General features: G+C 71.9%; 18 protein-coding genes and 1 pseudogene. 7 read left to right on the forward strand and 12 right to left on the reverse strand.

What is annotated here, in order from left to right; translation table 11 throughout:
- Window positions 1-4: 4 nt before the first annotated feature.
- The 3 genes from G3I56_RS19615 to G3I56_RS19625 are packed head-to-tail and all read left to right on the forward strand — an operon-like array spanning window position 5 to window position 5215.
- Window positions 5-4345: a CHAT domain-containing protein gene (locus G3I56_RS19615; RefSeq protein ID WP_164410610.1), complete on the forward strand. Its 4341-nt coding sequence runs from the start codon at window positions 5-7 to the stop codon at window positions 4343-4345.
- A gap of 37 nt (window positions 4346-4382) precedes the next feature.
- Window positions 4383-4547 carry a hypothetical protein gene (locus G3I56_RS19620; RefSeq protein WP_164410612.1) on the forward strand — a complete coding sequence of 55 codons (165 nt, stop codon included), beginning with the start codon at window positions 4383-4385 and terminating at the stop codon, window positions 4545-4547.
- Window positions 4544-5215 carry a hypothetical protein gene (locus G3I56_RS19625; protein ID WP_164410614.1) on the forward strand — a complete coding sequence of 224 codons (672 nt, stop codon included), beginning with the start codon at window positions 4544-4546 and terminating at the stop codon, window positions 5213-5215. Before G3I56_RS19620 ends, G3I56_RS19625 begins: the two co-directional genes overlap by 4 nt.
- A 178-nt stretch (window positions 5216-5393) precedes the next feature.
- On the opposite strand, the gene G3I56_RS19630 is transcribed toward G3I56_RS19625, so the two are convergent.
- Entirely contained in the window at window positions 5394-6275 is an 882-nt protein-coding gene (locus G3I56_RS19630; RefSeq protein ID WP_164410616.1) for an alpha/beta hydrolase, read from the reverse strand.
- Between the two features lie 527 nt (window positions 6276-6802).
- On the reverse strand, window positions 6803-7495 hold the full coding sequence (locus G3I56_RS19635; RefSeq protein ID WP_164317414.1) for a metal-dependent transcriptional regulator: 693 nt from the start codon (window positions 7493-7495) through the stop codon (window positions 6803-6805).
- 284 nt (window positions 7496-7779) lie between these two features.
- On the opposite strand from G3I56_RS19635, the gene G3I56_RS19640 reads away from it, so the two are divergent.
- On the forward strand, window positions 7780-8535 hold the full coding sequence (locus tag G3I56_RS19640; RefSeq protein WP_164410618.1) for an SIS domain-containing protein: 756 nt from the start codon (window positions 7780-7782) through the stop codon (window positions 8533-8535).
- A gap of 150 nt (window positions 8536-8685) precedes the next feature.
- On the opposite strand, the gene G3I56_RS19645 is transcribed toward G3I56_RS19640, so the two are convergent.
- Window positions 8686-10128 (reverse strand): PAS domain-containing protein, encoded by a 1443-nt coding sequence (locus tag G3I56_RS19645; RefSeq protein WP_164410620.1) that lies wholly within the window; start codon window positions 10126-10128, stop codon window positions 8686-8688.
- 225 nt (window positions 10129-10353) lie between these two features.
- Complete coding sequence (locus tag G3I56_RS19650) at window positions 10354-10812, reverse strand: GNAT family N-acetyltransferase (RefSeq protein WP_164410622.1); 459 nt, start codon at window positions 10810-10812, stop codon at window positions 10354-10356.
- Window positions 10813-10869: 57 nt separating this feature from the next.
- Here G3I56_RS19650 and G3I56_RS19655 point away from each other — a divergent pair, with 57 nt between their 5' ends.
- Together G3I56_RS19655 and G3I56_RS19660 are read left to right on the forward strand one after the other, a co-directional pair.
- Window positions 10870-11313, forward strand: coding sequence for a GNAT family N-acetyltransferase (locus G3I56_RS19655; RefSeq protein WP_164410624.1), 444 nt, complete (start codon window positions 10870-10872; stop codon window positions 11311-11313).
- 331 nt (window positions 11314-11644) lie between these two features.
- On the forward strand, window positions 11645-13861 hold the full coding sequence (locus G3I56_RS19660) for a sialidase family protein (protein ID WP_164410626.1): 2217 nt from the start codon (window positions 11645-11647) through the stop codon (window positions 13859-13861).
- A gap of 413 nt (window positions 13862-14274) precedes the next feature.
- Here the strand turns inward: G3I56_RS19660 and G3I56_RS19665 are convergent.
- From G3I56_RS19665 to G3I56_RS19675, 3 genes and pseudogenes are all read right to left on the reverse strand, one after another.
- A pseudogene (locus G3I56_RS19665) lies at window positions 14275-14358 on the reverse strand (SDR family oxidoreductase); the annotation flags it as partial.
- Window positions 14359-14418: 60 nt separating this feature from the next.
- On the reverse strand, window positions 14419-15069 hold the full coding sequence (locus G3I56_RS19670; RefSeq protein WP_164410628.1) for a lipoprotein: 651 nt from the start codon (window positions 15067-15069) through the stop codon (window positions 14419-14421).
- A 111-nt stretch (window positions 15070-15180) separates the two neighbouring features.
- On the reverse strand, window positions 15181-16281 hold the full coding sequence (locus G3I56_RS19675) for a citrate synthase 2 (protein ID WP_164410630.1): 1101 nt from the start codon (window positions 16279-16281) through the stop codon (window positions 15181-15183).
- Window positions 16282-16602: 321 nt separating this feature from the next.
- Here G3I56_RS19675 and pdxH point away from each other — a divergent pair, with 321 nt between their 5' ends.
- Window positions 16603-17232: a pyridoxamine 5'-phosphate oxidase gene (gene pdxH, locus G3I56_RS19680; RefSeq protein ID WP_164410677.1), complete on the forward strand. Its 630-nt coding sequence runs from the start codon at window positions 16603-16605 to the stop codon at window positions 17230-17232.
- Window positions 17233-17310: 78 nt separating this feature from the next.
- Here pdxH and G3I56_RS19685 read toward each other — a convergent pair whose 3' ends face one another.
- The 5 genes from G3I56_RS19685 to G3I56_RS19705 all read right to left on the reverse strand — a co-directional run bounded on the left by G3I56_RS19685 (window position 17311) and on the right by G3I56_RS19705 (window position 23491).
- Complete coding sequence (locus G3I56_RS19685) at window positions 17311-17949, reverse strand: TetR/AcrR family transcriptional regulator (protein ID WP_164410631.1); 639 nt, start codon at window positions 17947-17949, stop codon at window positions 17311-17313.
- Window positions 17937-18662, reverse strand: coding sequence for an enoyl-CoA hydratase family protein (locus G3I56_RS19690; protein ID WP_164410632.1), 726 nt, complete (start codon window positions 18660-18662; stop codon window positions 17937-17939). Before G3I56_RS19690 ends, G3I56_RS19685 begins: the two co-directional genes overlap by 13 nt.
- A gap of 26 nt (window positions 18663-18688) precedes the next feature.
- Window positions 18689-20257 (reverse strand): 4-coumarate--CoA ligase family protein, encoded by a 1569-nt coding sequence (locus tag G3I56_RS19695; RefSeq protein WP_164410633.1) that lies wholly within the window; start codon window positions 20255-20257, stop codon window positions 18689-18691.
- Between the two features lie 58 nt (window positions 20258-20315).
- A complete protein-coding gene (locus tag G3I56_RS19700; RefSeq protein ID WP_164410634.1) occupies window positions 20316-21482 on the reverse strand; it encodes an acyl-CoA dehydrogenase family protein in 1167 nt (388 codons plus the stop codon).
- Between the two features lie 107 nt (window positions 21483-21589).
- Window positions 21590-23491, reverse strand: coding sequence for a biotin carboxylase N-terminal domain-containing protein (locus G3I56_RS19705; protein ID WP_164410635.1), 1902 nt, complete (start codon window positions 23489-23491; stop codon window positions 21590-21592).
- Window positions 23492-23554: the final 63 nt, after the last annotated feature.

Consider the following 23554-nt stretch of genomic DNA (forward strand, 5'->3'; position numbering starts at 1 on the left):
CGCGATGCCGGACCGGTCCGGTCGAGCCGACCAGTCCGGTCGGGCCGATGATCCCGATCAGTCCGGGGTCGAACTGACCCTGCACGTCGAGGACTTCGCCGGGCCCGACCGGTGGCGGTGGGTGCTGGTGGCGCCGGACGGCGGGGTCCTCGCCCGGCACGAGGTCCGCCTCGACCCGACCGGCCCGCAGTACGAGGCCTTCCTCGACCTGCCCGGATATCTGCGCCGGCACGCGGCCCCGGACGTACGGGCCGCGCGGGAGCGGGAGATCGTCCGGGACGTGGGCACGTGGATCGGAACGGAGGTCCTCGGGCCCGTCGCGCCCGCGCTGCTCGCGGCGGCCCCGGCGGTGGTACGGGTCGTCGTGCCGAGGAACGTGCCGGCCGCGCGGCGCCTGATGTTCGTGCCACTGGAGCTGGCTCATGCGCGGGGGCGGCCACTGGCCGTCCAGGACGTGACCCTGGTGACGCAGTGGGGTGCGGGGCGCGAGGGCGGGGAGCGTGAAAGAGATCGGCCCGTACGGGTGTTGGCGCTGTTCAGTCTGCCGGAGGGCAGCCGGGCGCTGAACCTGCGGCGTGAACGGCTCGCGCTGACCCGGCTGTTCACGGACGCGGCGCGCTCCGGACGCGCGGTGGAGGTGCGCACACTGCAGTACGGGGTGACGCGCGAGCGGCTGCGCGCCGTACTGGCGCGGCCGGCCGGCTGGGACCTCGTCCACGTCTCCGGCCACGGCACCCCCGGCGAACTCCTCCTGGAGACCGACGCCGGGCGCCCCGACCGGATCCGGGCGCCCGAACTCGTCGACCTTCTCGGCGCCGCCCGTGGCGTCTCCCTGGTCACGCTGTCGGCCTGCTGGTCGGCGGCGGCCTCGACTCCGGTGGGCGACGAGGCTTCCACCGACCCCGAGGGGCCCGTGGTCGGGGCCGTCGCCGGGGACCTCGTCGAGCGGCTCGGGTGCGCGGTGCTGGCCATGCGGTACCCGGTGGAGGACGGGTTCGCGATCGCCCTCGCCGAGCGCCTCTACCGGCAACTGGTCATGGAGGGACGGGTGTTGCCCCGGGCGCTGGCCGGGGTGGTGGCCGAGTTGGCGGCGGGCTCCCCGGCGGACGGGGTGCCCGCGTCCGCGCTCCGGGCGGCGACTCCCGCACTGTTCGGTGCGCGGGCGGTGAGGCTCACATTGGGTGCGCCGATGGGTGACGCGCCGGGCGGGACGGGCGCTCCCGGCGAGGACATGGCAGCCCAACTCCCTCCTGTACCCGAGTACTTCGTCGGCCGCGTCGCCCTCCTCGGCCGCGCCGGCGCCGTACTGGCACCCCGCAGCGGGCTCTGCGGGGTGCTGCTGCAAGGCATGCCCGGGGCCGGAAAGACCGCGTGCGCAAGGGAGTTGGTCGCGACGCACGCGCACGCCTTCGATCGGGTCGTCTGGTTCACGGCACCCCAGGAACAGGAGCAGGAACAGAACCAGAACCAGAACCAGAACCTGGACCTGGACCTGGACCTGGACCAGCAGTACCCGGAGGGAGTTCTCGCCTCCTTCGCGCTGGCCCTGGAACAAGCGGTACCGGGACTGCGCTGCCTGCATCTGCTGGACGCGGGCGGGGAGACCGGACAGTCGGCGACGGGATTCGTCGGCGCCGTCGTCTCGTGGCTGGAGCGGGAGCGGGCCCTGCTGGTCGTCGACGGCATCGACGCGCTCCTGACCCCCGACAGGACCTGGTGGGATGGGCGTTGGGGGGATCTCGTCGGTGCGCTGTCCGGGCACTCCGGGGCCGGGCGCCTGATCCTGTGCGGGCGGATCCGGCCGGCCGGACTGGGACCGCGCGTACGGACCGAGCCGATCGACCTGCTGACCCCCGACGAGGCCCTGCTGCTCGCCCGCGAACTGCCCCACCTGGCCCTCCTGCTCGACGGCCGGCTCCCCGGTACGCCCCCTGCGGCTGCCCGACGGCTCGCCACCGGACTTCTCCAACTCGCCCAGGGCCACCCGAGGCTGCTGGAGCTGGCCGACGCCCAGGCCGCCGATCCGGAGCGCCTGACCCGGCTGCTGGCCGCCGGAAACCGGGCATCGGCGGCAGCTGACGCCGACGGCACCGCCGACGACGAGCATCTTCGCGTACTGCGCGCCTGGTCCGACGGCGTCGCCGCCGAACTCGTCCCCGCCGACCGCGACTTGTTCCACGTCCTGTGCTGCCTGGAGGAGACCGACCGCACCCGCCCGTCCGTGGACCACAACTGGCCCGACCTGCGCACCCGACTCGGCCACGCGGACACACCTGTCGAGACGGCGCTCCGGACACTGATCGACCATGGCCTGCTCACCACGCGGCCCGGAGAGTCGTACGAGATCCAGGCCGCCGTGGCCGCCGGAGGGCGGGCACGGGCCGGTGCGCGGGTCCGGGAGCTGGTCGACACGCGGATGTCGGGGTACTGGCTGCACATCTTCGAGATGGCGTGGACCCGCGAGGGCACCGACACCGAGGGCGCCCAACTGGCCGGGCCGCTGCTCACGCACGCCGCGCTGTCCGCCGCGCCCTATCTGATCCGGATGCGGCAGGAGTCGTCCGCCGCGACGCTGCTGGAAGCCGTGCTGCGCCGGGACGCCTCGGGTCCGACCAGGGCCCGTGTGCTGCCCCTGCTGCGCCGGATCGCGGCCCGCGCCGCGTCCGCGCCGGGCAGCGGAGTCGTGCCGCCGACGGAGACGCTGGCGCGGGTGGTCGGCGAGACCGACCCGGTCCTCGCCGAACGGCAGGAACGCGCCGCCCTGGCCTCGGCGCTCGATCGCGGGGACCACTCCGCCGCCGCCACCGCGACCAGCGGCCTCGTCGACGTCTGCGTACGCACCGGACGCCTGACCGAGGCACTCGCCCTCGCCGACCAGGGCGCCGACCACGCGCGACGGGCCGGCCTGGGCACCTGGACGACACTCCTGTACGAGGTCCAGCGGCTGCACGTCCTGTCGCAGACCGACCAGGCCGGCGAGGCCCTCGCCGAGGCCGACGCCCTGCACCGGCGGATGCGTGACGTGCCCCGGGAACGCGGGCCCCGGGAGGGAGTCGACTGGTGGGAGGTCTGGGAGGAGCTGTGCGACACCGGGCAGCGCGCGGCGATCGAGGCGGGCGAGTGGCGGCGGGCACTGGAGTACGCCGACGACCTGTGCGGCTCCAAGAGGGCGCGCGGCGCGCCGGTCACCGACTTCGCGCAGGCCCGACTGCCCGCCTACATGCCGTTGCTGCGCCTGGGCCGTGCGGAGGACGCGCTGCGGCTGCTCGAGGAGTGCCGGGAGGTCTTCGAGGGCGCCCGGGACTTCGTGTACCTGGGTGAGGTGTTCGGGGCGCTCGCCAACGTGGCGGACGTGCGCGGGCACGGCGAGGTGGCGATCGCCCGGGAGCGGGACAGTCTGCGGTACGCGTACCGGGCGGGGTTTCCGGCGCTGGTCGCGGTCGGCCACACCAACCTGGGCACCTACTTGCAAAGGCACGCGCGGGACGCGGCGGGCGCGGTCGCCCACCATCTCGCGGGGGCGCTGCTCGCCAGGCTCAGCGGGGGCGGCCGGACGATGAACGCGGCGGTGGCCCTGGTGGGCGACCTCCGGGAGTTCGGGTCGACCGCCGACGCTCAACTGCCCTTGGATGTCGAGGGGTTGTGCGCGCGGGTGGGTGAGGTACCCGGGGTGGCCCTGGACCTGCTGCTGGCCGGCCTGGACCCCGGGCTCACCCGTGCCCGGGAGACGCTCGCCACGCTGGTCCGGGAGGCCCGCGAGAGTGCGCGGGAGGAGGAAACGGGGGCGAACCGGCTCGGCGTCGTACAGCTGGCGGTGTGGGGCATGACCTGGGAGCCGGTGCTCTCGGCGCTGGTGGCCGCCGAGCGGCGCAACACGGCGGCGAAGGTGAAGCTGCGCCAGCACCTCGCCCGACTCGTCGAGCTGGACCCGATGTTCGTCCCCCTGGCCGTCGTACTGGGCCGGATCCAGGGCGGTGAGCGCGGGCCTGGTGTGCTCGCCGGGCTGGGGCCCCACGACGCCGGGGTGGCGGGGCGCGCGCTCGACGCACTGGCCGGCCGGGTGACCGTACCCGTCGAACTGTGGACGGTGATGCATCTCGGCATCGCCTTCGGGAGCTTCGTCGCCGCCGCTCTCGGCCAGGACATGGCCGGCGAGGTGAACCGGGAGAACCTGGACGGGTTCGCCGGCGACCCCGTCCTCGCACAGATGGCCTCGGTCCTGGAGCGGATCCTCGCCGGCGAACGCGACCCCGGGCTCGCCACCGGGCTTCGGCAGCCGACCCAGCGGGCGGCGGTCGCCGCGATGCTGCACTACCTCAACGACGTCGAATCGGCGGCCCGTTGACCGATCGGCGGCGGCTGTCGGCTGGGATACTGCGCGTATGGCGGACGCCCCGAAGATCAACGAAGTACGGCTCGGCGACAACGGCGTGCTGGAGTTCTACGACGGCACGGCGTGGGTCCTCTACCCGGACGTGCCCGACGACGACGGGCCACCCCAGGCGCTGACCAAGGACTCCCCCACGTCCGAGGACTGGCCGCAGTGACCACGGAACCGCCGCCCGTCCCGTCCGGGCCGGGCGGCGGTACGCCCTTCGACGCCCTCCCCTCCCCGCTCGACGCCGTGCCCGAACTGCGGGCCGCCGCACGGTGGATGATCGCCTCGTTCGGTGCCGTCGGGGTCGCGCTCGTCGGCGGTGGGCCACTGGTGGCCGTCGGGAAGGTGCACGGGCTGAGTGAGGCGCTGGTCGCAGGCGGTGCGCTGGCCGTCGCGCTCGCCGGGGTCTGCCTCGCCGTCTGGCAGGTCAGCCGGGTGCTCGTGCCGCCGATCACCACGACGGCCACGCTCGGCACCCCGGCGGCACGCGGCCTGCGCGAGCTGGTCGACGCCTCCCCCGCCGACTTCTTCGGCTCCGCCGCCACCGGCGTCGACGACCTGCTGCGTCACCGTGCCGTCGCCGTGAACATCCACCGCGCGCTCGCGGCCGAGACCGACCCGCACCGCCGCGCGCAGTTGCGCGGGCACCTGGACCGGGCGAAGGCCAACATCGCCCGCACGGACCCCTTCGTACGGTGGCTGCTCGCCATGGCGCACGTCTGGCAGATCCGGGCGGCCTTCCACGAGGCCCGCCGCTGGTGCCTGCTCGCGGTGACCCTCGTGGCGGCCGGGGCTGTCGCCTTCCTGACGGTGACGGGCGGGGGCGGCAAGGGCTGAGGCCCGTGCCCCTGAGGCGCCGGGCCGGTCTCGGCGAAGTCGGGTGCCCACCGCGCACCACGAACCGACAGGGCGCGGTGCTGTACCCGATCAGCCGCTCCGCCGCGCGGCGCGACCAGCTCCCACCGGCCCGCGGGCAGGGAACCACCTGTCCCGGAACAGCCCGCCCGGCGGGGTGCTAGCCCGTCAGTACGCCGTCCAGGAACGGTTCGACGGCCGCGCGCCAGGCCTCCGGCTGGTCGTAGTGCACGAGATGGCCGGCGTCGGCCACCTCCGCGTACTCGCCCCTCGGCAGGACGCGCACCATCTCCTGCGCCTCCGCCCGGCCCAGCTCACCGTCCAGGCCGCGCACGACCAGGGTGGGGCACTGGACCTGCGTCAGCTCCTCCCAGTGCGCGTCGAACACCCAGGTCTCGCGGGACTTGAGCATCTGCTCCGGTTCGAAGACGGGGCGCCAGCCGTCGGGGGACTCCTGCATCACCTCGGCGTAGAACTCGCCGCGCGAGGGGCTGGGCCGCTCCACCCAGGGGTCGTCCTCACCGAACCACTTGCGTACGTCGGCGAGGGTGGCGAAGGGGGCGGGCCAGGCCTTGAACCAGTCCTCCCACTCCCGCTGGGAGGCCGCGCCCAGCGCCGACGCCCGCATGTCACAGATGATCAGACCGTGCACCAGGTCGGGGCGTTTCGCGGCGAGCTGCCAGGCGGTCAGGGCGCCCATGGCGTGGCCTATGAGGACGACCGGGCCGAGGCCGAGCTGTTCGATCGCCGCCTCGGCGTCCTCGACGTACGCCTCGCGGGTGTAGATGTCGCCGGGGGGACGGTCGCTCTGGCCGTGGCCCCGCTGGTCGAGTGCGACAGCCCGGTGCCGCTCGCCCAGCCAGCGGGCGGCGGACGCCCAGTGCGAGGCACGGCCCATGAGCCCGTGCAGTAACAGCACGCCGGGTGCCCGCTCGGGGTCTCCGAGCCGGGCCTGTTCCTCACCGGTTTTGGGAGGGTCGGCGAACTCCCAGGCAGCAAGGCGTACGCCGCCCGCTCCGGTCACGTCGATACGCCGCGCCATAGGTCCTGGCACCCCCCTAGCTATCGAAGTTTCCTCTGCCGATCGCTGGACCGCAGGATCACAGATTATCGAATGACTATTCGAAAATGCGGTCTCCGGCCGCAACACCCCTCGTACGAGTGACACCGCTCAGGGAATGATCCGCGTGGCCGAGGGGAGATCTTCTGCGGGAGGCGGACCGCTCGGGGAAGACGGTCCGTAGGGGATGACCCTGGGAGCTCGGGGCTCCGGGTCAGCACAGGGGAGGACAGGCCCCGGCGCCACTTGGCGCCGGGGCCCTCGTCACGTCCGCGGCACATCCTCACGCTCCCCCTCCCCGCCGGGCGACACCGCTGCCGCACCCGGCCAAGAGCCCTCAAGTCATATGCCCATCGCGACAGCGTGGCACGCGAAACGGCCGAGCGCTGCGATTCCGCACACTCAATCTTGGATTGGCGCCTTGAACAGCACGGATCCCGGGACCCGGCAAGTTCCCCCTCGGCAACAGGAGTTGACGGTGCGGCGACCGGTGCGGCAGCGGGGCCGGGTCAGCGCTTCGCCACGAACACGTGTGAGGCCACGTCAGCCTCCAGCTCGGCCGCCTCGCCGCCGCTGCCGACCAGCACCCCGCCGGCCGCCTCCGTCACGCTGACCACCGAACCGGGCTGCACACCCGCGCGGCGCAGCGTGTACATCAGCTGCGCGTCCGTCTGGATGGGCTCGCCGATCCGCCGTACGACGACCGTCTTGCCGTCCACACCCGGGTCGAGGTCGGCCAGCGAGACCATGCCCTCGTCGAGGAAGGGGTCCGCGCCGTCCTTCTCGCCCAGCTCCTCCAGGCCCGGGATCGGGTTGCCGTAGGGCGACTCGGTGGGGTGGCGCAGGAGTTCGAGGACGCGGCGCTCCACGGCCTCGCTCATCACGTGCTCCCAGCGACACGCCTCCGCGTGGACCTGCTCCCACTCCAGGCCGATCACGTCGACGAGCAGACACTCCGCGAGGCGGTGCTTGCGCATGACGCGGATGGCGAGGCGGCGGCCCTCGTCCGTGAGCTCGAGGTGCCGGTCGCTGGCGACCGCGACCAGACCGTCCCGCTCCATCCTGGCCACGGTCTGGCTGACCGTCGGGCCGCTCTGGTCCAGCCGCTCGGCGATCCGGGCGCGCATGGGGACCACACCTTCCTCCTCCAGCTCGAGGATGGTGCGGAGATACATCTCCGTCGTATCGATCAGTCCGGACATTCGTGCCCCTTGATGAGATGTGCCGGAGGCTCGACGGCTCCGGCGCGTGCGCTGGCCCTGGCTTCAATTCTGACGCATACCACTGACAACCGTGCCGCCGCGTGGGAACCACACGGTTACAGATCCTCGCGGCCGGGTAGACAGCACGTTTCACCGAGGGTACGGCGGCGGGCGCGGGAACGACCGGTCGCGCTGTTGACAGGGCAGTGGTCCAGACCTCACGGTGATCGGCGACGCGGACCGATACGCCGGTCCGGTACGCCGATGTCCCGAAGGGCTTACCGATGAGCGACAGCGAGTTGGCCGACCAGTTCCTCGACGCCGCGATCCGGCTGCTGCGGCGGGTGCGCGACGAGGAGGCGGACGCCGTGACGGCCGCCGGCACGCTCATCGCCGACACCGTGGCGGCCGAGGGGCGCCTGTTCGCCTTCGGCGCCGGGCACTCCTCGCTCGCCGCGCAGGACCTCGTCTACCGCGCGGGCGGCCTCGCCCTGATGAACCTGCTGGCCGTCCCCGGCGTCGTCGGCGTCGACGTCATGCCGGCCACGCTGGGCTCCGCCCTGGAACGCGTCGAGGGCCTGGCGACGGCCGTCCTGGACACGTCTCCGCTGCGCGCCGGGGACGTACTCGTGATCATCTCCCTCTCCGGCCGTAACGCCCTCCCGGTGGAGATGGCGCTGCACGCGCGTGCCCTCGGTGTCCGGGTCATCGGCGTGACCTCGGTGGCGTACGCGACGGAGACGACGCCCCGGAACGCCTCCGGCACGTTCCTCAAGGACCACTGCGACGTCGTACTGGACTCGAAGATCGCCCCCGGCGACGCCGAACTCACCCTCGACACCATCCCGGCGCCCTTCGCCCCCGCCTCCACGGTCGTCACGTCGGCGCTGCTCCAGTCGGTGATGGCGACGGCGGCGGGCATCCTGGCGGAACGGGGCATCGAGCCCCCGCTGCTGCGCTCCGGCAACGTCGACGGCGGCCACGACTGGAACGCCCGCATCCTGAAGCAGTACGGCGACCGGATCTTCTACCAGCGCTGAGCGCTCCGCGGATACGGCGGGTAGCGCGGTACGGCGGGTACGAAAGCTGCCGGCCGGTCCGTGGCCGGTCGCGCCCGCGCGGCGGAGCCGCACATGGTCACAGCCCCGCGCCCCTTACGGGGCCGGACGACCGCACCGGCTGTTTTCCCGCTACCTGTCGAGGTCCTGGTCCTGCCCACCGAGCCCGGCGAGGTCCAGGGCCGTCGCGATGCGGGTGGCCACGTCCTCCGCGTACATCGCGTCCGTGCGCTCGAACTGGCTCCGTCCGGCGCCCCGCAGGAACGTCACGACGCCCAGGGTGCGCCCCCGGCTGCGCAGCACCGCGCACAGCGCGTGGACCGAGTCGGGCGGCCACCGGCGCTGGACGGCCCACGCGTGGGCCTGCTCGGCGGCGTACGACCCCGCGCTCGCCCGCACGGACCCGGCCCGCTCGACGCACTGCAGGGCCGGGTGCCCGTCGCCGTAGCCCACCGGCAGTCCGGCCTGGCCGGCGAGGACGCTGGGCCCCGGCGCGCCGGAGGGCGTGGCGGCGGCGCGGACCAGCCGTACCGGCCCGTCCCCGTCGTCCGCCGTACCGTCGGCAGCCTCGCCGCCGATGACGGCGATCCGGTCGATGAGCGCGTGGTCGGCGAAGCCCGCGAGGGCGAAGTCCAGGTGCACGGTCGCGGCCTCGGCGGGGTCCTCGCACTCGGCTGCGGCCCGTGCGGCGCGGTGCAGCTGGTGGGTGCGGAACCGCAGCTGGGCCGCGTCCTGCTCGACCTGCTTGCTCTCGGTGATGTCCTGGAACAGCCACCCCACGCCGAGTGGAACCGGCTCCTCGGTGAGCGGCGAGGCCAGCCGCAAAAACCCGCTCCGCCAGCAGCGCCGCTTCTCACCCTCGGGCGTCCGCACGCTCACCCACATCTCGGCGGGCGCGGGCGGCGCGCCCTCGGCGAGGACGTGCGTCAGCGCGCTCTCCAGCTCCTCGACACCCTGCGCGAGCAGCTCCCCGAGGGGCCGCCCGAGCACGGCGGTACGGCCGGTGCCGAGCGCGCGGGCGGCGTGCGCGTTGACGACGGCGGGCCGCAGATCGGCGTCGACGAGCACGACACCCCAGCTGGCGTCCTCGAACAGGGCCTCGCTCAGCGCGATCGACCGCTCGAGGTCTATCTGCGCGTGCACCTCACTGAAGGCGCAGTACAGCCCGGCGGGCTTGCCGTCGGGCCCGCGCACGGCGGCCGACTGGGTCCGTACGAGCACGCGCCCGCCGTCCTTGGTCAGCAGCGCGAACTCGTGCACCTGGCGCCCCGGGGCGTGCATCGCGGACAGCAGCCGCCCCTCGATCTCCTCGGCGTCGGCCTTGCGCACGGCCCATCCGGCGAACCCGTGCCGCCCGACGGCCTCGGCGGCGGTCCAGCCGAGAATCCGCTCGGCCTCCCGGTTCCAGTGGGTGACCACCCCGTCCACGTCGAAAGCGCACAGGGCGGCGTCCATGCCGTCGAGAAGGGCTGCGAGCAGGTCGAAGCCACCTCCGTCCGAGCCTTCCGGGCCGTCCCTCTCGGGCTCGTCCGGTCCCAGCTCGTCGGTGGTCCCACTACGCCGGGAAGCACTCACCTGGACCCCCTGCCGGCTGCGTACGCACGTACTGCGCGACGGTTCGCTCACTCACCATCATTCAACTCGAACGTGACACAGCACACATCGGGTTCCCCCAAGTTCGGAGGAAATCGTTGTACGGCGGAAATTCGCCGTAGTCCGGGAACAAGCCCCTCCTGCCCCAGCACCGCCGAACCAAACCGACCGTCCGGAATGTCCGAGGTCCTCGCGATCCCGCGGCCTTCACGATCCCGTGCCCGCCAGCCGCAGATCGACCCAGAGGTCGCTCTCACCGTCCAGCACATACCGCTCGACCTCGACGAACCCGCGCCCGCGCGCGAAGGCGAGCCCGTCCCCATTGGCGGCCAGTACGACGGTCTCGATCCGGCCGGCTCCCAGCTCCCGGGCGAGCGCGAGCCCTCGCCCGTACAACTCGGCCCCGAACCCTCGCCGCCGGAAACCGGGCAGCACGCGCGCGATGACGGTCGCCACGGCATCGTCACCGGTGGGCGGCCGAACCGTGGAGCATCCCACCAGGGCGTCCCCGAGATACGCGACCTCCAGCCGGAACCGCGCACCGCGCTCGCGCACGTCGTCGAGGGACATGGCGGCGGGCGGGACGATCAGGTTGTGGACGTGGCGCCAGTCCTCGAGCGCGGCCTCGTCGACGTCACTCACGGGGACGATACGAAGATCAGTCACGGCGCCAGGAAATCGCACGCTCCGGGAGGGCGTCAACGGAGTAGTACCGTGCCGATCATGGCGGACTGGGACATACGACCGGCGTCGGCGTCGGACATCGAGGCGGTCGCCGAGTTGCGTGCCGTCGTGATGCGGGCGGATCTGGAACGGCTCGGGCGGTACGACGAACAGCGCGTCCGGCAGCGGTTCCGGGACGGGTTCGGGGCGGCCCACACCTGGGTGATCGAGATGGGCGGCGAGTTCGCGGGCTGCGTGGCAATGCGCCCGGCCGAGGACGCCCACTGGCTGGAGCACTTCTACCTCAACCCGGGGCTTCAGGGCACCGGCATCGGTTCGGGCGTCCTGCGCGAACTGCTGGAACGGTGCGACAGCGAGGGCGTCCTCGTCCGGCTGAACGTGCTCCAGGGCAGCCCGGCCCGACGGCTGTACGAGCGGCACGGGTTCGCGGTCGAGCGCGAGGACCCGGTGGACGTGTTCATGGTGCGCGCGCCGACCGAATGAGCGCCGGCAAGAGCCGCATCGGGGCTACAGGCCACAGGAACGTTCCTTCCCGCACGGAAGCCGCCATAGCAACCGCCGCAGCAGCCGCCACAGAGGCCGCCGCGAAGCCCTCCGCGTGACCGCCCGCGGAAGCCGCCACAGAACCCTCCGAGAACCCGCCGTAGAACGCTTCCCGGAGCCCCGACAACACGCTCAACCCTTCGGCGCAACCAATCGGCTGACTACGCAGCACGCATGCACAATGACCCGGAGTGATCATCGTGTGAGTCGGTCACCGACCTACACCGTGGCCCAACCTCACCCCCCTCAGCTCCACAGATTGAGGTATGTCATGCATGCGTCCGATCTGAGTCGGCGTTCCGTGCTCGCCGGGACCGCCGTCACCGCCGCGCTCGCCGGCCTTCCGTCCCTCCAGGGCCGCTCCCAGGCCGCGGAATCCATGGTCGGGGCCGCATCCGCCGCGACGCCCTACGACTGGCGCAACGTTTTCATCGGCGGCACCGGATTCGTCACCGGTGTGGTGTTCCACCCCGCCGTGAAGGGGCTCGCCTACGCCCGTACCGACATGGGCGGCGCCTACCGCTGGGACGACGGCGCGGCCCGCTGGATCCCGCTGCTGGACTGGGTCAGCCAGGACGACTCGAACCTCCTCGGCGTCGAGTCCCTGGCCATCGACCCCGGCAAGCCGGACCGCGTCTATCTCGCCCTCGGCACCTACACCCAGTCGTGGGCGGGCAACGGCGCGTTCCTGCGCTCCGACGACCGCGGGGCGACCTGGACCCGTACCGACCTCAGCGTGAAGCTCGGCTCCAACGAGGACGGCCGGGGCACGGGCGAGCGCCTCCTCCTGGACCCGCGCAACAGTGACACCCTGTGGCTGGGCACCCGGCACGACGGCCTCCTCAAGTCGACGGACCGGGGCGCCACCTGGGCCGCCGCGACGGGCTTCCCGCCCAAGCCCAGCGCCTCCGGCCAGGGCGTCACCCTCCTCGTCGCCGTCGGGCGCACCCTGTACGCCGGCTGGGGCGACGGCGACGGCTCGACGTCCGCGAACACCCTGTACCGCACCACTGACGGCACCACCTGGGTGCCCGTCCCCGGGCAGCCGACCGGGACGACGGCCAAGCTGCCCATGCGGGCCGCGTACGACGCCCGCGCCGACGAGCTGTACGTGGCGTACGCCGACGCCCCCGGTCCCAACGGCCAGTCCGACGGCAGCGTGCACAAGCTGGCCGTCGCCAGCGGTAAGTGGACCAATGTCACCCCGGTGAAACCCAGCAGCTCGGACAGCTTCGGTTACGGCGGGGCCTCCGTCGACGTCCAGCGTGCCGGCACCGTCGTCGTTGCCACCAACGACCGCTGGTCGTCGGGCGACACCCTGTTCCGCACCACCGACGGGGGCCGGACCTGGACCTCCCTCAAGGACTCGGCGACCATGGACGTGTCGGAGACCCCCTACCTCAAGTGGGGCAGGGACGCGGCGATTTTCGGCTCGTGGATCCAGATGGCCGCCATCGACCCGTTCGACTCCCAGCACATCGTCTACGGCACCGGCGCCACCCTCTACGGCACCCTCGACCTGAAGAAGTGGGCCCCGCAGATCCGTGGCCTGGAGGAGACGTCGGTGCTCTTCCTGATCTCGCCGCCGACCGGCCAGGCACACCTGCTCAGCGGCTCACGGGACATCGGCACGCTCTACCACAACCAGCTCACGGTGTCTCCGGCCGGCGGCCTGGCGACCAACCCCGTCTTCACCACGGCGGCGGGCCTCGCGCAGGCCGCGAACAAGCCGTCGTACGTGGTCCGCACGGGCACGGGCGACAACGGCAACGGCGCCTTCTCGAACGACGGCGGGCAGACGTGGACGCCCTTCAAGGCCCAGCCCTCCGACGCCAAGGACGCACCGGGACCGATCGCCACCACCGCCGACGGCAGCGTGCTGGTGTGGTCCTTCATCCACTGGGACGGCACGAAGCACGCGACCCAGCGTTCCACGGACAACGGGGCCACCTGGTCGGTGGTCTCCTCGTTCCCCGCCGGTGCCACACCGCTGGCGGACCCGGTCGACCCCAAGGTCCTGTACGCGTTCGACACCGCCACCGGAAAGCTGTTCGCCAGCACCGACAAGGGCCTGACGTTCGCGGCCCGGGCCACCGGACTCCCCTCCGGCGACGCCGGGTTCAAGCTGGTCGCGGCACCGGGACGCTCCGGTGACCTGTGGCTCAGCACCAAGGGCAACGGGCTGTTCCGGTCCACCGACGGCGGCAGGTCCTTCGCGAAGATCACGAGCTGCCAGGACTCGTTCACACTCGGTTTCGGCGCGAAGGCCGACGGTGCCTCCTACCTGTCGATCTACCACGTCGCCACCGTGGGAGGCGTCACCGGCGTCTTCCGCTCCGACGACGCCGCGAAGACCTGGCGGCGCATCAACGACGACAAGCACCAGTGGGGCTGGCTCGGCGAGACCATCACCGGGGACCCCCGCATCCCCGGCATGGTTTACCTGGCCACCAACGGCCGGGGCATCCAGTTCGGGCAGTCCGCCTGACAGCCTTTCCCAGCCGTCAGCGTCGCCTCCGCCGTCCCGACCTCTCCGATAAATCGGTTGATGCGCGGTCGATCGCTTCCTAGGGTGTGGTTTACACCGAAGGGAGGTGATCGGGTAAATGAAGGTATCCCGGACGCGTGAGGTGGCTGCGGGCTAGCGGCTCGCCACCACGTTCAATGCGGTGCCGGACCAGCGTGGGCGACTGACACGCAGCCGGCCGAATCCAACGCAGTCACCCGACCCGCGAGCTCGCCGGCACGTCCGGCCGGCCCCTCGTCCAGAGGGACCGAGCTCGCGGGTCGTCTGCGTATCCCCGTCCTCGTCCTCGTCCTCGTCCTGGCAAGGTCCTGTCGGACCGTCCGTGTCGGGTCAGGACTGGTTCCGCCTCGCAGATCTCTCGCAGATCTCTCGCAGATCTGGTTGAGGCCGCCGTCGACGTACAGGCTCGAGCCGGTGATGAAGCTGCTCTGCCCGGAAGCGAGGAAGGCCACTGCGGCCCCTGCGCAATTGGCCACCTTCCTGAGATCCGCCCGTATTAGCCCTTCGGCCGGCCGGCCCTAGGCCTTCAGGGTTCGCTTCGCGAGTTCGTAGGCCGGGAGCATTGCCTCGTGCTCCTCGGTGTCCAGGCCTCCGAGGTGTACGACGACCGGTCCGCGCGGGGTCGTGACGGCGAGGGCGCGCTCGGTCTTCGCCTCGTCGTCGAACTCGGTCTTGTACGCGTACTTCACCTCGACGCCGGTGAGGGGGCCCGTTCTGAACGTGCTGTACCGCGCCTTGCTCGCGCCGGTCTCGGCGGCCATGAAGGCCTCCAGCACCGTGCGGGCGTCGTCGGTGCCCGGATCGCCGGTCCAGACGCGCAGGAAGCCGATGTGCCCGGCGGGCTTGGCGTCCACCTCGCACACGAGGGCGACCGGGCCCTGACGCGGAGGCTCGTCGACGGCTTCCGCCGTCCAGTGCTCGGCCATGTCGAATGTGATGGGGAGCTCGCAGGCCGAGCCGTCGGCTCCGATGCTGCCGCCGCTCTTGGCGCCCGCCCCGGCCCCCGCCGCCGTCGCCGAGGCGCTCGCGGTCGCGTTCGTCTTCGCCTGCGCGTCGTCGTCCGCTGCCTCCGAGCAGCCCGCCAGTGAGCCCGCCAGTGCCGCCACCAGCAGCGGCACCAGCGTCACCTGGACCAGCCCGCGCCGTCCGTTTCCCGCCCCGACCAGCATGTGCTGTGTCTCCCCTCGTTCGAGCGGGTCACATTATCGGAGCGGGTCACAGTCCGTCGTACTCGTACTCGTACTCGTACTCGGTCAGGGCAGCCCGACCGGGTGCCGACCTCAGTGGGCGATGCCCTCGTACCCCTCGATCTCCTGCGGGTCCCGGGTGCCGGGGCCGATGTAGCGGGCCGACGGGCGTACGAGCCTGCCGGTGCGCTTCTGTTCCAGGATGTGGGCGGACCAGCCGGCCGTGCGGGCGCACGTGAACATCGACGTGAACATGTGGGCCGGGACCTCGGCGAAGTCCAGGACGATCGCCGCCCAGAACTCGACGTTCGTCGCCAGGACCCGGTCCGGGCGGCGGGCGTGCAGCTCCGCCAGCGCGGCCTTCTCCAGGGCCTCGGCGATCTCGAAACGCGGGGCGCCCAGCTCACGGGCCGTGCGGCGCAGCACGCGCGCGCGTGGGTCCTCGGCCCGGTAGACACGGTGACCGAAGCCCATCAGTCGCTCGCCCTTGTCCAGGGCCTGCTTCACGTACGCCTCGGCGTCGCCCGTGCGTTCGATCTCCTCGATCATGCCGAGGACCCGGGAGGGGGCACCTCCGTGCAGAGGGCCGCTCATCGCCCCGACCGCGCCCGACAGGGCCGCCGCCACGTCCGCGCCCGTCGACGCGATCACGCGTGCCGTGAACGTGGACGCGTTCATGCCGTGCTCGGCCGCGCTCGTCCAGTAGGCATCCACCGCGGCCACGTGCTTCGGGTCCGGTTCGCCGCGCCAGCGGATCATGAAGCGTTCGACGACGGACTGCGCCTTGTCGATCTCGCGCTGCGGGACCATGGCGTTGCCCTGGCCACGCGCCGACTGGGCAACGTACGACAGGGCCATGACGGCGGCGCGGGCCAGGTCGTCGCGGGCCGTCCGCTCGTCGATGTCGAGAAGCGGGCGCAGGCCCCAGACGGGGGCGAGCATCGCCAGCGCCGACTGGACGTCCACCCGGATGTCACCGGAGTGCACCGGGATCGGGAACGGCTCGGCGGGCGGCAGGCCGGGGTTGAAGGCGCCGTCGACGAGCAGGCCCCAGACATTGCCGAAGGAGACGCGGCCGACCAGGTCCTCGATGTCGACGCCCCGGTACCGGAGTGCGCCACCCTCCTTGTCCGGTTCGGCGATCTCCGTCTCGAAAGCGACTACTCCCTCAAGTCCGGGTACGAAGTCGGACATCAGGCGGCTCCTCTTGATGTGTGCGACAGGGGTACGGCCGTGCGGCCGGGGTGCGCGAAATCTGTGTCCAGTGCGGTTCCACGGCCATTTCACACTGCTCGCGGTCCGAAACGGTCACCTGGCTGATGCCCCGTTCGGCCGGTCGTCCAACCGGAGGGGCAACAGCACGATATCCCCGAGTGCCACCTTTGGGGAGCCCTTGCGGCACTCAGTGCCACTCGGTGCCGCTCGATGACGGCGCCGATACGGCAGGATGACTGTGTGACCGACCCCGACGCCGCCCCCTCCCACGGCCCACTCGATCCCGTCGACCCCGCCGTCATGCGCAGGCAGTACCGCTCCATAGGCCTCGCCGAGGGCGAGCTGGCCGACGGCCCCATGGAGCAGTTCGCGCGCTGGTTCCGGCAGGCCGCCGCGGATGCCGGGCTCGTCGAACCCAACGCCATGGTCGTCTCCACCGCCGACGCCGCCGGGCGGCCCTCTTCCCGCACCGTGCTGCTGAAGCAGTACGACGAGCAGGGTTTCGTCTTCTTCACCAACTACGGCTCCCGCAAGGGGAGCGATCTCGCCGCCAATCCGTATATCTCGCTGCTGTTCCCCTGGCTGCCGCTGAGCCGCCAGGTCGTCGTCACGGGCGTCGCGCGCCGTACGGGACGCGACGAGACGGCCGCCTACTTCCGCACCCGGCCGCACGGCTCCCAGCTGGGCGCCTGGGCCAGCGAGCAGTCCTCGGTGATCCGCTCCCGGGACGAACTCGAAGGCGCTTACGCCGAGTTGGCCGCCCGCTATCCGGAGGGCGAGCAGGTGCCGGTGCCGCCGAACTGGGGCGGGTACCGGGTGGCCCCGGAGACGGTGGAGTTCTGGCAGGGGCGCGAGAACCGGCTGCACGACCGGCTGCGGTACCTGGCGGAGGCGGACGGGAGCTGGCGCGTGGAGCGGCTCAGCCCCTGACGACCGTCCCCTGACAGTCGGCCACTGGCAGTCGGCCACTGGCAGCCGTCCCCCGGCAGTCGGCCACCGCCCGCCGGGTCACGGTGCCGGGCGGTCCAGGGACTCGTCCAGCAGGGTCGCCCACTGGGCCACCACCCGGTCCCTGCGTCCGCCGTCGTCCGTGAGCAGGTTCGCCAGGCCCAGGCCCCGGGACATGTCCAGCAGGCCCTGCACCGTCTCCCGTACGCCCGCCCGTGACTCGTCGGCGCCCAGCAGTTCTACGGCGATACGGTGTGTCTCGCGACCCACTCGGCCCTCCAGCTCGGTGACACGCGGGCGCAGTTGCTCCTCGTTCGAGGCGGCCACCCAGAGGTGGAGGGCGGCGCGGAAGAGGGGGCCGGTGTAGAGGTCGACCAGGGCCGCGACCACCGCGCGGCGGTCGGCGGCGCCCTCGGGGAAGAGGGCGCGCAGGGCGGTGGACCGCTCCTCGGCGACGTACTCGACGGCGGCCGTGAACAGGTCCTCGCGGGTCGGGAAGTGGTGCTGGGCGGCGCCCCGGGACACGCCCGCGCGTTCCGCGACGACGGAGACCGTGGAGCCGGCCCAGCCGTGTTCGGCGAGGCAGGCCACGGCGGCCTCCAGCAGACGCTGGCGGGTCGCCCGGCTGCGGTCCTGCTTGGGTTCGCGTCTTGATTGGCGCTTCGGTTCGCGTCTTGGTTCGCGTGTCAAAGCGTCCATACCGGGTCCCGTCGTTCGAGGAAGGCTGTCATCCCCTCGCGGGCCTCGGCGGAGGCGAACAGCCGTGCCGACAGGGCGGTCAGCTCGCTGGTGTCCCGGTCGAAGATCTCCAGCACCTTAGCCGTGAGCAGCCTCTTCGTCTCTGCCAGAGCGCCCGGCGCCGCCCTGCGCAGCCCGTCGAGGATCGGCTCCAGGGCCGCGTCGACGTCCTCGGCCGCCTCCGTGAGCAGGCCGGTACGGGCCGCCTCCACGGCGTCGAAACGGGCGCCGGTGAGGTAGTGGCGGGCGGCGGCTCGGGGGTCGATGCGGGGGAGCAGCGGCATCGAGATGACGGCGGGCGCCACCCCGATCCGTACCTCGGTGAACGCGAACGACGTCTCCGGTCCGCCGATCGCGAGGTCGCACGCGCCCAGCAGGCCGAGGCCGCCCGCCCGTACATGTCCGGTCACCCGTGCGACCACCGGTTTCGGCAGTTCCAGCAGCTGCCGGAGCAGACCGACGAAGGCCGCCGGGTCGGGCGGCTGCTTCAGGTCCGCGCCCGCGCAGAACGTGTTCCCGGTGTGGGTGAGGACGACCGCGCGTACGGCCGGGTCCTTGCCGCAGTCCGTGAGCGCGTCCGCCAGACCCCGCACCAGATGCGCGGACAGGGCGTTGCGGGTCGCGGGCGCGTCCAGGGTGAGTGTGGCGATGCCACGCGCGCGCGTGGAGGTCACTGCCGGTTCCGGTGTCGGTGTCGGTGTCAAGACTTCTCCCTCAGTCGGCGGCGCAGGATCTTGCCCGAGGCGGCCCTGGGTACGCCGTCGATGAAGGTGACCTGCCGGACGCGCTTGTACGGGGCGACGCGCTCGGCGACGTACATCATGACCTCTCCTTCGGAGAGGTCGGTGGCGGACGGCTGGCGGACCACGTACGCGTGCGGGACCTCGTTGTTGTCCTCGTTGTAGACGCCGATGACGGCCGCGTCGGCGATCCCGGGATGTGTGAGGAGCAGGGCTTCGAGTTCGGCGGGGGCCACCTGGAAGCCCTTGTACTTGATGAGTTCCTTGACGCGGTCCAGGACGAACAGCCAGCCGTCGTCGTCGACGCGGCCGACGTCCCCGGTGTGCAGCCAGCCGTCGGTGTCGATCATCGCGGCCGTCGCCTCGGGGTTCCCGAGGTAGCCCTTCATCACCTGGGGGCCGCGGATGGCGATCTCGCCGGCCTCGTCGGCGTCGGCGTCCCGGTCGGGGTCGTCGAGGGAGAGGATCCGCATCTCGGTGTTCGGGAGGAGCTTGCCGACCGTCCCGGGAGGGGCGGCGCGCATGTCGTCCAGGGGGACGACGTGGGTGCCCGGGGACAGTTCCGTCATGCCGTACGCCTGGCCGAGCGGGGGCAGCCCGAGCCGCTCCGAGCAGGCGGCGGCGAGCGCCGCGTCCAGGGGAGCGGCGGAGCTGATGATGTACTCCAGGGACGACAGGTCGTGGTTCGCGACCGCCGGGTGCTTGGCGAGGGCGAGGACGATCGGCGGGGCCACGAACAGGCCGGTGATGCGGTGCTTCTCGATGGCCGCGAGGAACGTGTCGAGGTCGAAGCGCGGCAGGACGACGACGGCTGCGCCCTGCTTGAGGGGCATGTTCATGAGGGCGGTCAGCCCGTAGATGTGAAAAAACGGCAATACCGCCAGGATGCGGTCGCCCGGGGTCACGGACACGCACTGCGCGAGCTGTTCGAGGTTCGTGGCGACGGACTGGTGCGTGAGCATCACGCCCTTGGGGATGCCGGTCGTCCCGGAGGAGTACGGGAGGGCCGCCACATCCTCTGCCGGGTCGATGTCGATCTCCGGGTCGGGCGCGGTCGAGGCGAGCATGTCGATGAGCGAGCGGTGCCCGGGCGCGCTGTCGCAGACGAAGATCTCCCGTACGCCGCCCGCCCGTTCGGCCGCCTCGCGGGCCGCCTCCAGAAGTGGTGAGACGGTGACGATCCAGTTGGCGCCCGAGTCGCGCAGCTGCTTCGCGAACTCCTCGGCGGTGGCGAGCGGATGCACGGTCGTGACGGTGGCACCCGCGCGCGTGGCGGCGTAGAAGGCGGTCGGGAACGCGATCGTGTTCGGGCTGTGCAGGGCGAGGACATCGCCCTTGCGGACGCCCGCCTCGGCGAGTCCGGCGGCCATCCGCCGGTGGAAACGGTCCAGTTGGTCGTACGTGAGGGTGGTGCCGTCGACGCCGTCGACGAGGGCGGGCGCGTCGCCGAACTCGGCGGCCCGGCCCAACACCGCCTCGTGGATGGGGAGATCGACGGGTTCGACGTCTGCGTACTCGCTGCGGAACATGGTTCCTCCTCGCGCGATACCGTGCCGGTCGGGCCGCGTACGGTCGAGCTGTGCCGGGTCAGTACGACTTGGGCAGGCCCAGGGTCTGGTGGGAGACGTAGTTGAGAATCATCTCCCGGCTCACCGGAGCAATACGAGCCACGCGGGCGACCGTTATCAACGAGGCGAGCCCGAACTCCCGGGTGAGGCCGTTCCCGCCGAGGGTGTGCACGGCCTGGTCGACGGCCTTCACACAGGCCTCGCCGGCCGCGTACTTGGCCATGTTGGCCGCCTCGCCCGCGCCGACGTCGTCACCGGCGTCGTACAGCGCGGCGGCCTTCTGCATCATCAGGCGGGCCAGTTCGAGCTCGATGTGCGCCTGGGCGAGCGGATGCGCGACGGCCTGGTGGGCGCCGATGGGCTCCTTCCAGACGGTGCGCTCCTTGGCGTACCGGACGGCCGTGTCCAGCGCGTACCGCCCGATGCCGATGGCGAACGCGGCCGTCATGATGCGCTCCGGGTTGAGGCCGGCGAAGAGCTGGAGCAGCCCGGCGTCCTCGTCGCCGACGAGCGCGCCGACGGGCAGCCGTACGTCGTCGAGGGTCAGCTCGAACTGCTTCTCCGGGGACTCGATGTCCATGTCGATCCGGCGCCTGGTGAAGCCTTCGGCGTCGCGCGGGACGATGAACAGACAGGGCTTGAGGCGACCGGTACGGGAGTCCTCTGCTCGGCCGACGATGAGGACCGCGTCCGCGATGTCGACGCCCGAGATGAACACCTTGCGGCCGGTCAGGAGCCAGTCGCCGGTGTCCGGGTCGCGGCGGGCGGTGGTGGTGATGCGGTGGCTGTTGGAGCCGGCGTCGGGTTCGGTGATGCCGAAGGCCATCGTGCGGGTGCCGTCGGCGATTCCGGGGAGCCAGTCCTGTTTCTGGGTGTCCGTGCCGAAGCGGGCGATCACGGTGCCGCAGATCGCCGGGGAGACGACCAGCATGAGAAGGGGGCAACCTGCGGCGCCCAACTCTTCGAGGACGATGGAGAGTTCGGCTATGCCGCCGCCTCCGCCGCCGTAGGTCTCGGGGAGGTTGGCGCCCAGGTAGCCGAGTTTGGCGGCGTCGGACCAGAGTTCGTCCGTGTGGCGGCCGTCGGCGACGACTTGGGTCATGTAGGCGCGGCCGTAGCGATTGCCGAGGGCGGCTACTGCGGTGCGGAGTGCTTTGTGCTCTTCGGATTCGATCATCGCGGTCATCAGGGGTCCTCAGGGGGAGGGGGGTCGGTTGTGTGATGAGTGCGGGCCCGTTGTGGCTTGTCGCGCCCACGCGGCGGTAGCCGCAAATTGAACACAGACCCGCGCCCCTAGGTCTGATCCACTACTGCCAGCAACACGCCGACCTCTACCTGTTGCCCAGGTGTGGCGTGAAGGGCCGTGAGCGTGCCCGTCGCGGGAGCGGCGATCTTGTGTTCCATCTTCATCGCCTCCAGCCACAGGAGGGGCTGTCCGGCCTGTACGGGGGCTCCCACCGCCAAGCCCTCCGCCACCCGGACCACCGTCCCCGGCATGGGTGCCAGCAGGGAACCCGGGGCGTGCTGTGCCGTCGGATCCGGGAAGCGGGGCAGGGCGGTGAGGGTCGTGTTGTTGACGTGGATCTCGTCGCCGTACCTCGTCACCTCGAACTTCCTTCGTACGCCTGCCACTTCGAGTACGACGAGACGCGCGTCGGCGTGCACGACCCGTACCCCCTCCGTCTCCCCCTCCCCTTCCCCCTCCGCCGTCAGGCCCTCGCGGGTGTGGCGGTAGGTCGCCTCGTGTTCCTCGCCGTCCGCCGTCGCGTAGCGCTTGACCTGCGGTTGGGCGGGGAGGTTGCGCCAGCCGCCGAAGCGGGAGCGGCCGTGGGCGTCGGCGAGGGCCGCGGCCAAGGGGGCGTACGGGTCGGGGGTCGGCTCGGTGAGTGAGGGGAGGTGGCGGTCGTAGAAGCCCGTGGTCATCCGGGCCGTCGTGAACTCCTGGTGGCGGAGCGAGCGGACGAGGAGCTCGCGGTTGGTGATCGGGCCGTGGATCGTCGTCCGTTCCAGGGCTCCCGCCAGTTTGCGGATCGCCTCCGCGCGTGTGGGGGCGTGTACGACGGCCTTGGCGAGCATCGGGTCGTAGTGGACAGGGATCGTGTCGCCGTCGGCGTACCCGGTGTCCAGGCGGATGTTCTCCGCTGCCGGGACAGCGAGGCGGTGCAGGGTGCCGGTCTGCGGGGTCCAGGCCGCCGCCGGGTTCTCGGCGTACAGGCGGGCCTCTATCGCATGGCCACGCGCGCGTGGGGGGCCGCTTTCGAGAGCCGCGAGAGCACAGCCCTCCGCGACGCGTATCTGCAGGGCCACCAGGTCGATGCCGAAGACCGCCTCCGTGACCGGGTGCTCGACCTGGAGGCGGGTGTTCATCTCCAGGAAGTGGGCCTTGCCGACACCACCCCCGTTCCCCTTCCCCACGAGGAACTCGACCGTGCCGGCGCCCGTGTAGTCGACGGCACGGGCCGCCCGTACGGCCAGTTCATGGAGTTCCGCGGTGAGCGTCTCCGGGATTCCGGGGGCCGGGGACTCCTCGATCACCTTCTGGTGGCGGCGCTGGAGGGAGCAGTCCCGGGTGCCGAGCGCCCATACCGTGCCGTGGGTGTCGGCCAGGATCTGGACCTCGATGTGCCGCCCGCCCTCCACGTACGGCTCGACGAAGACCTCGCCGTCGCCGAAGGCGCTGTGGGCCTCCGCCCTCGCCGCCTCCAACTCGCCCTCCAGGTCCGCGAGTTCGCGTACTACGCGCATACCGCGCCCGCCGCCGCCCGCCGCCGCCTTGACCAGTACCGGCAGGTCGGCCTCGGTGACGTCCGTCAGCGGCTTGAGCCCCATCAGCTGCTTGGCGCGCGTCTTGGACGCCATCGCCTCGATCGCGGCCGGGGACGGGCCGATCCACACGAGCCCCGCGTCGAGTACGGCACGTGCGAAACCGGCGTTCTCGGAGAGGAACCCGTACCCGGGGTGCACGGCGTCCGCGCCCGCCGCCAGAGCCGCCCGCACGATCAGGTCGCCGCGCAGATACGTGTCCGCGGAGGCGGCCCCCGGCAGCCGTACCGCCGCGTCGGCCACGCGCGCGTGGAGGGCGTTCTCGTCGGCGTCCGAGTGCACGGCGACCGTCCGGATGCCCAGCTCACGGCAGGTGCGGAAGATCCGGCAGGCGATCTCGCCACGGTTGGCGACGAGTACAGAGGTGATCACTGTTGATGCTGTCGGGTCTGCTGATGCTGCTGAGTCGGTCGATTCCTCGGGCACTGTGTTGAT

This window comes from Streptomyces sp. SID12488 (assembly GCF_010548275.1).
Taxonomy (GTDB): domain Bacteria; phylum Actinomycetota; class Actinomycetes; order Streptomycetales; family Streptomycetaceae; genus Streptomyces.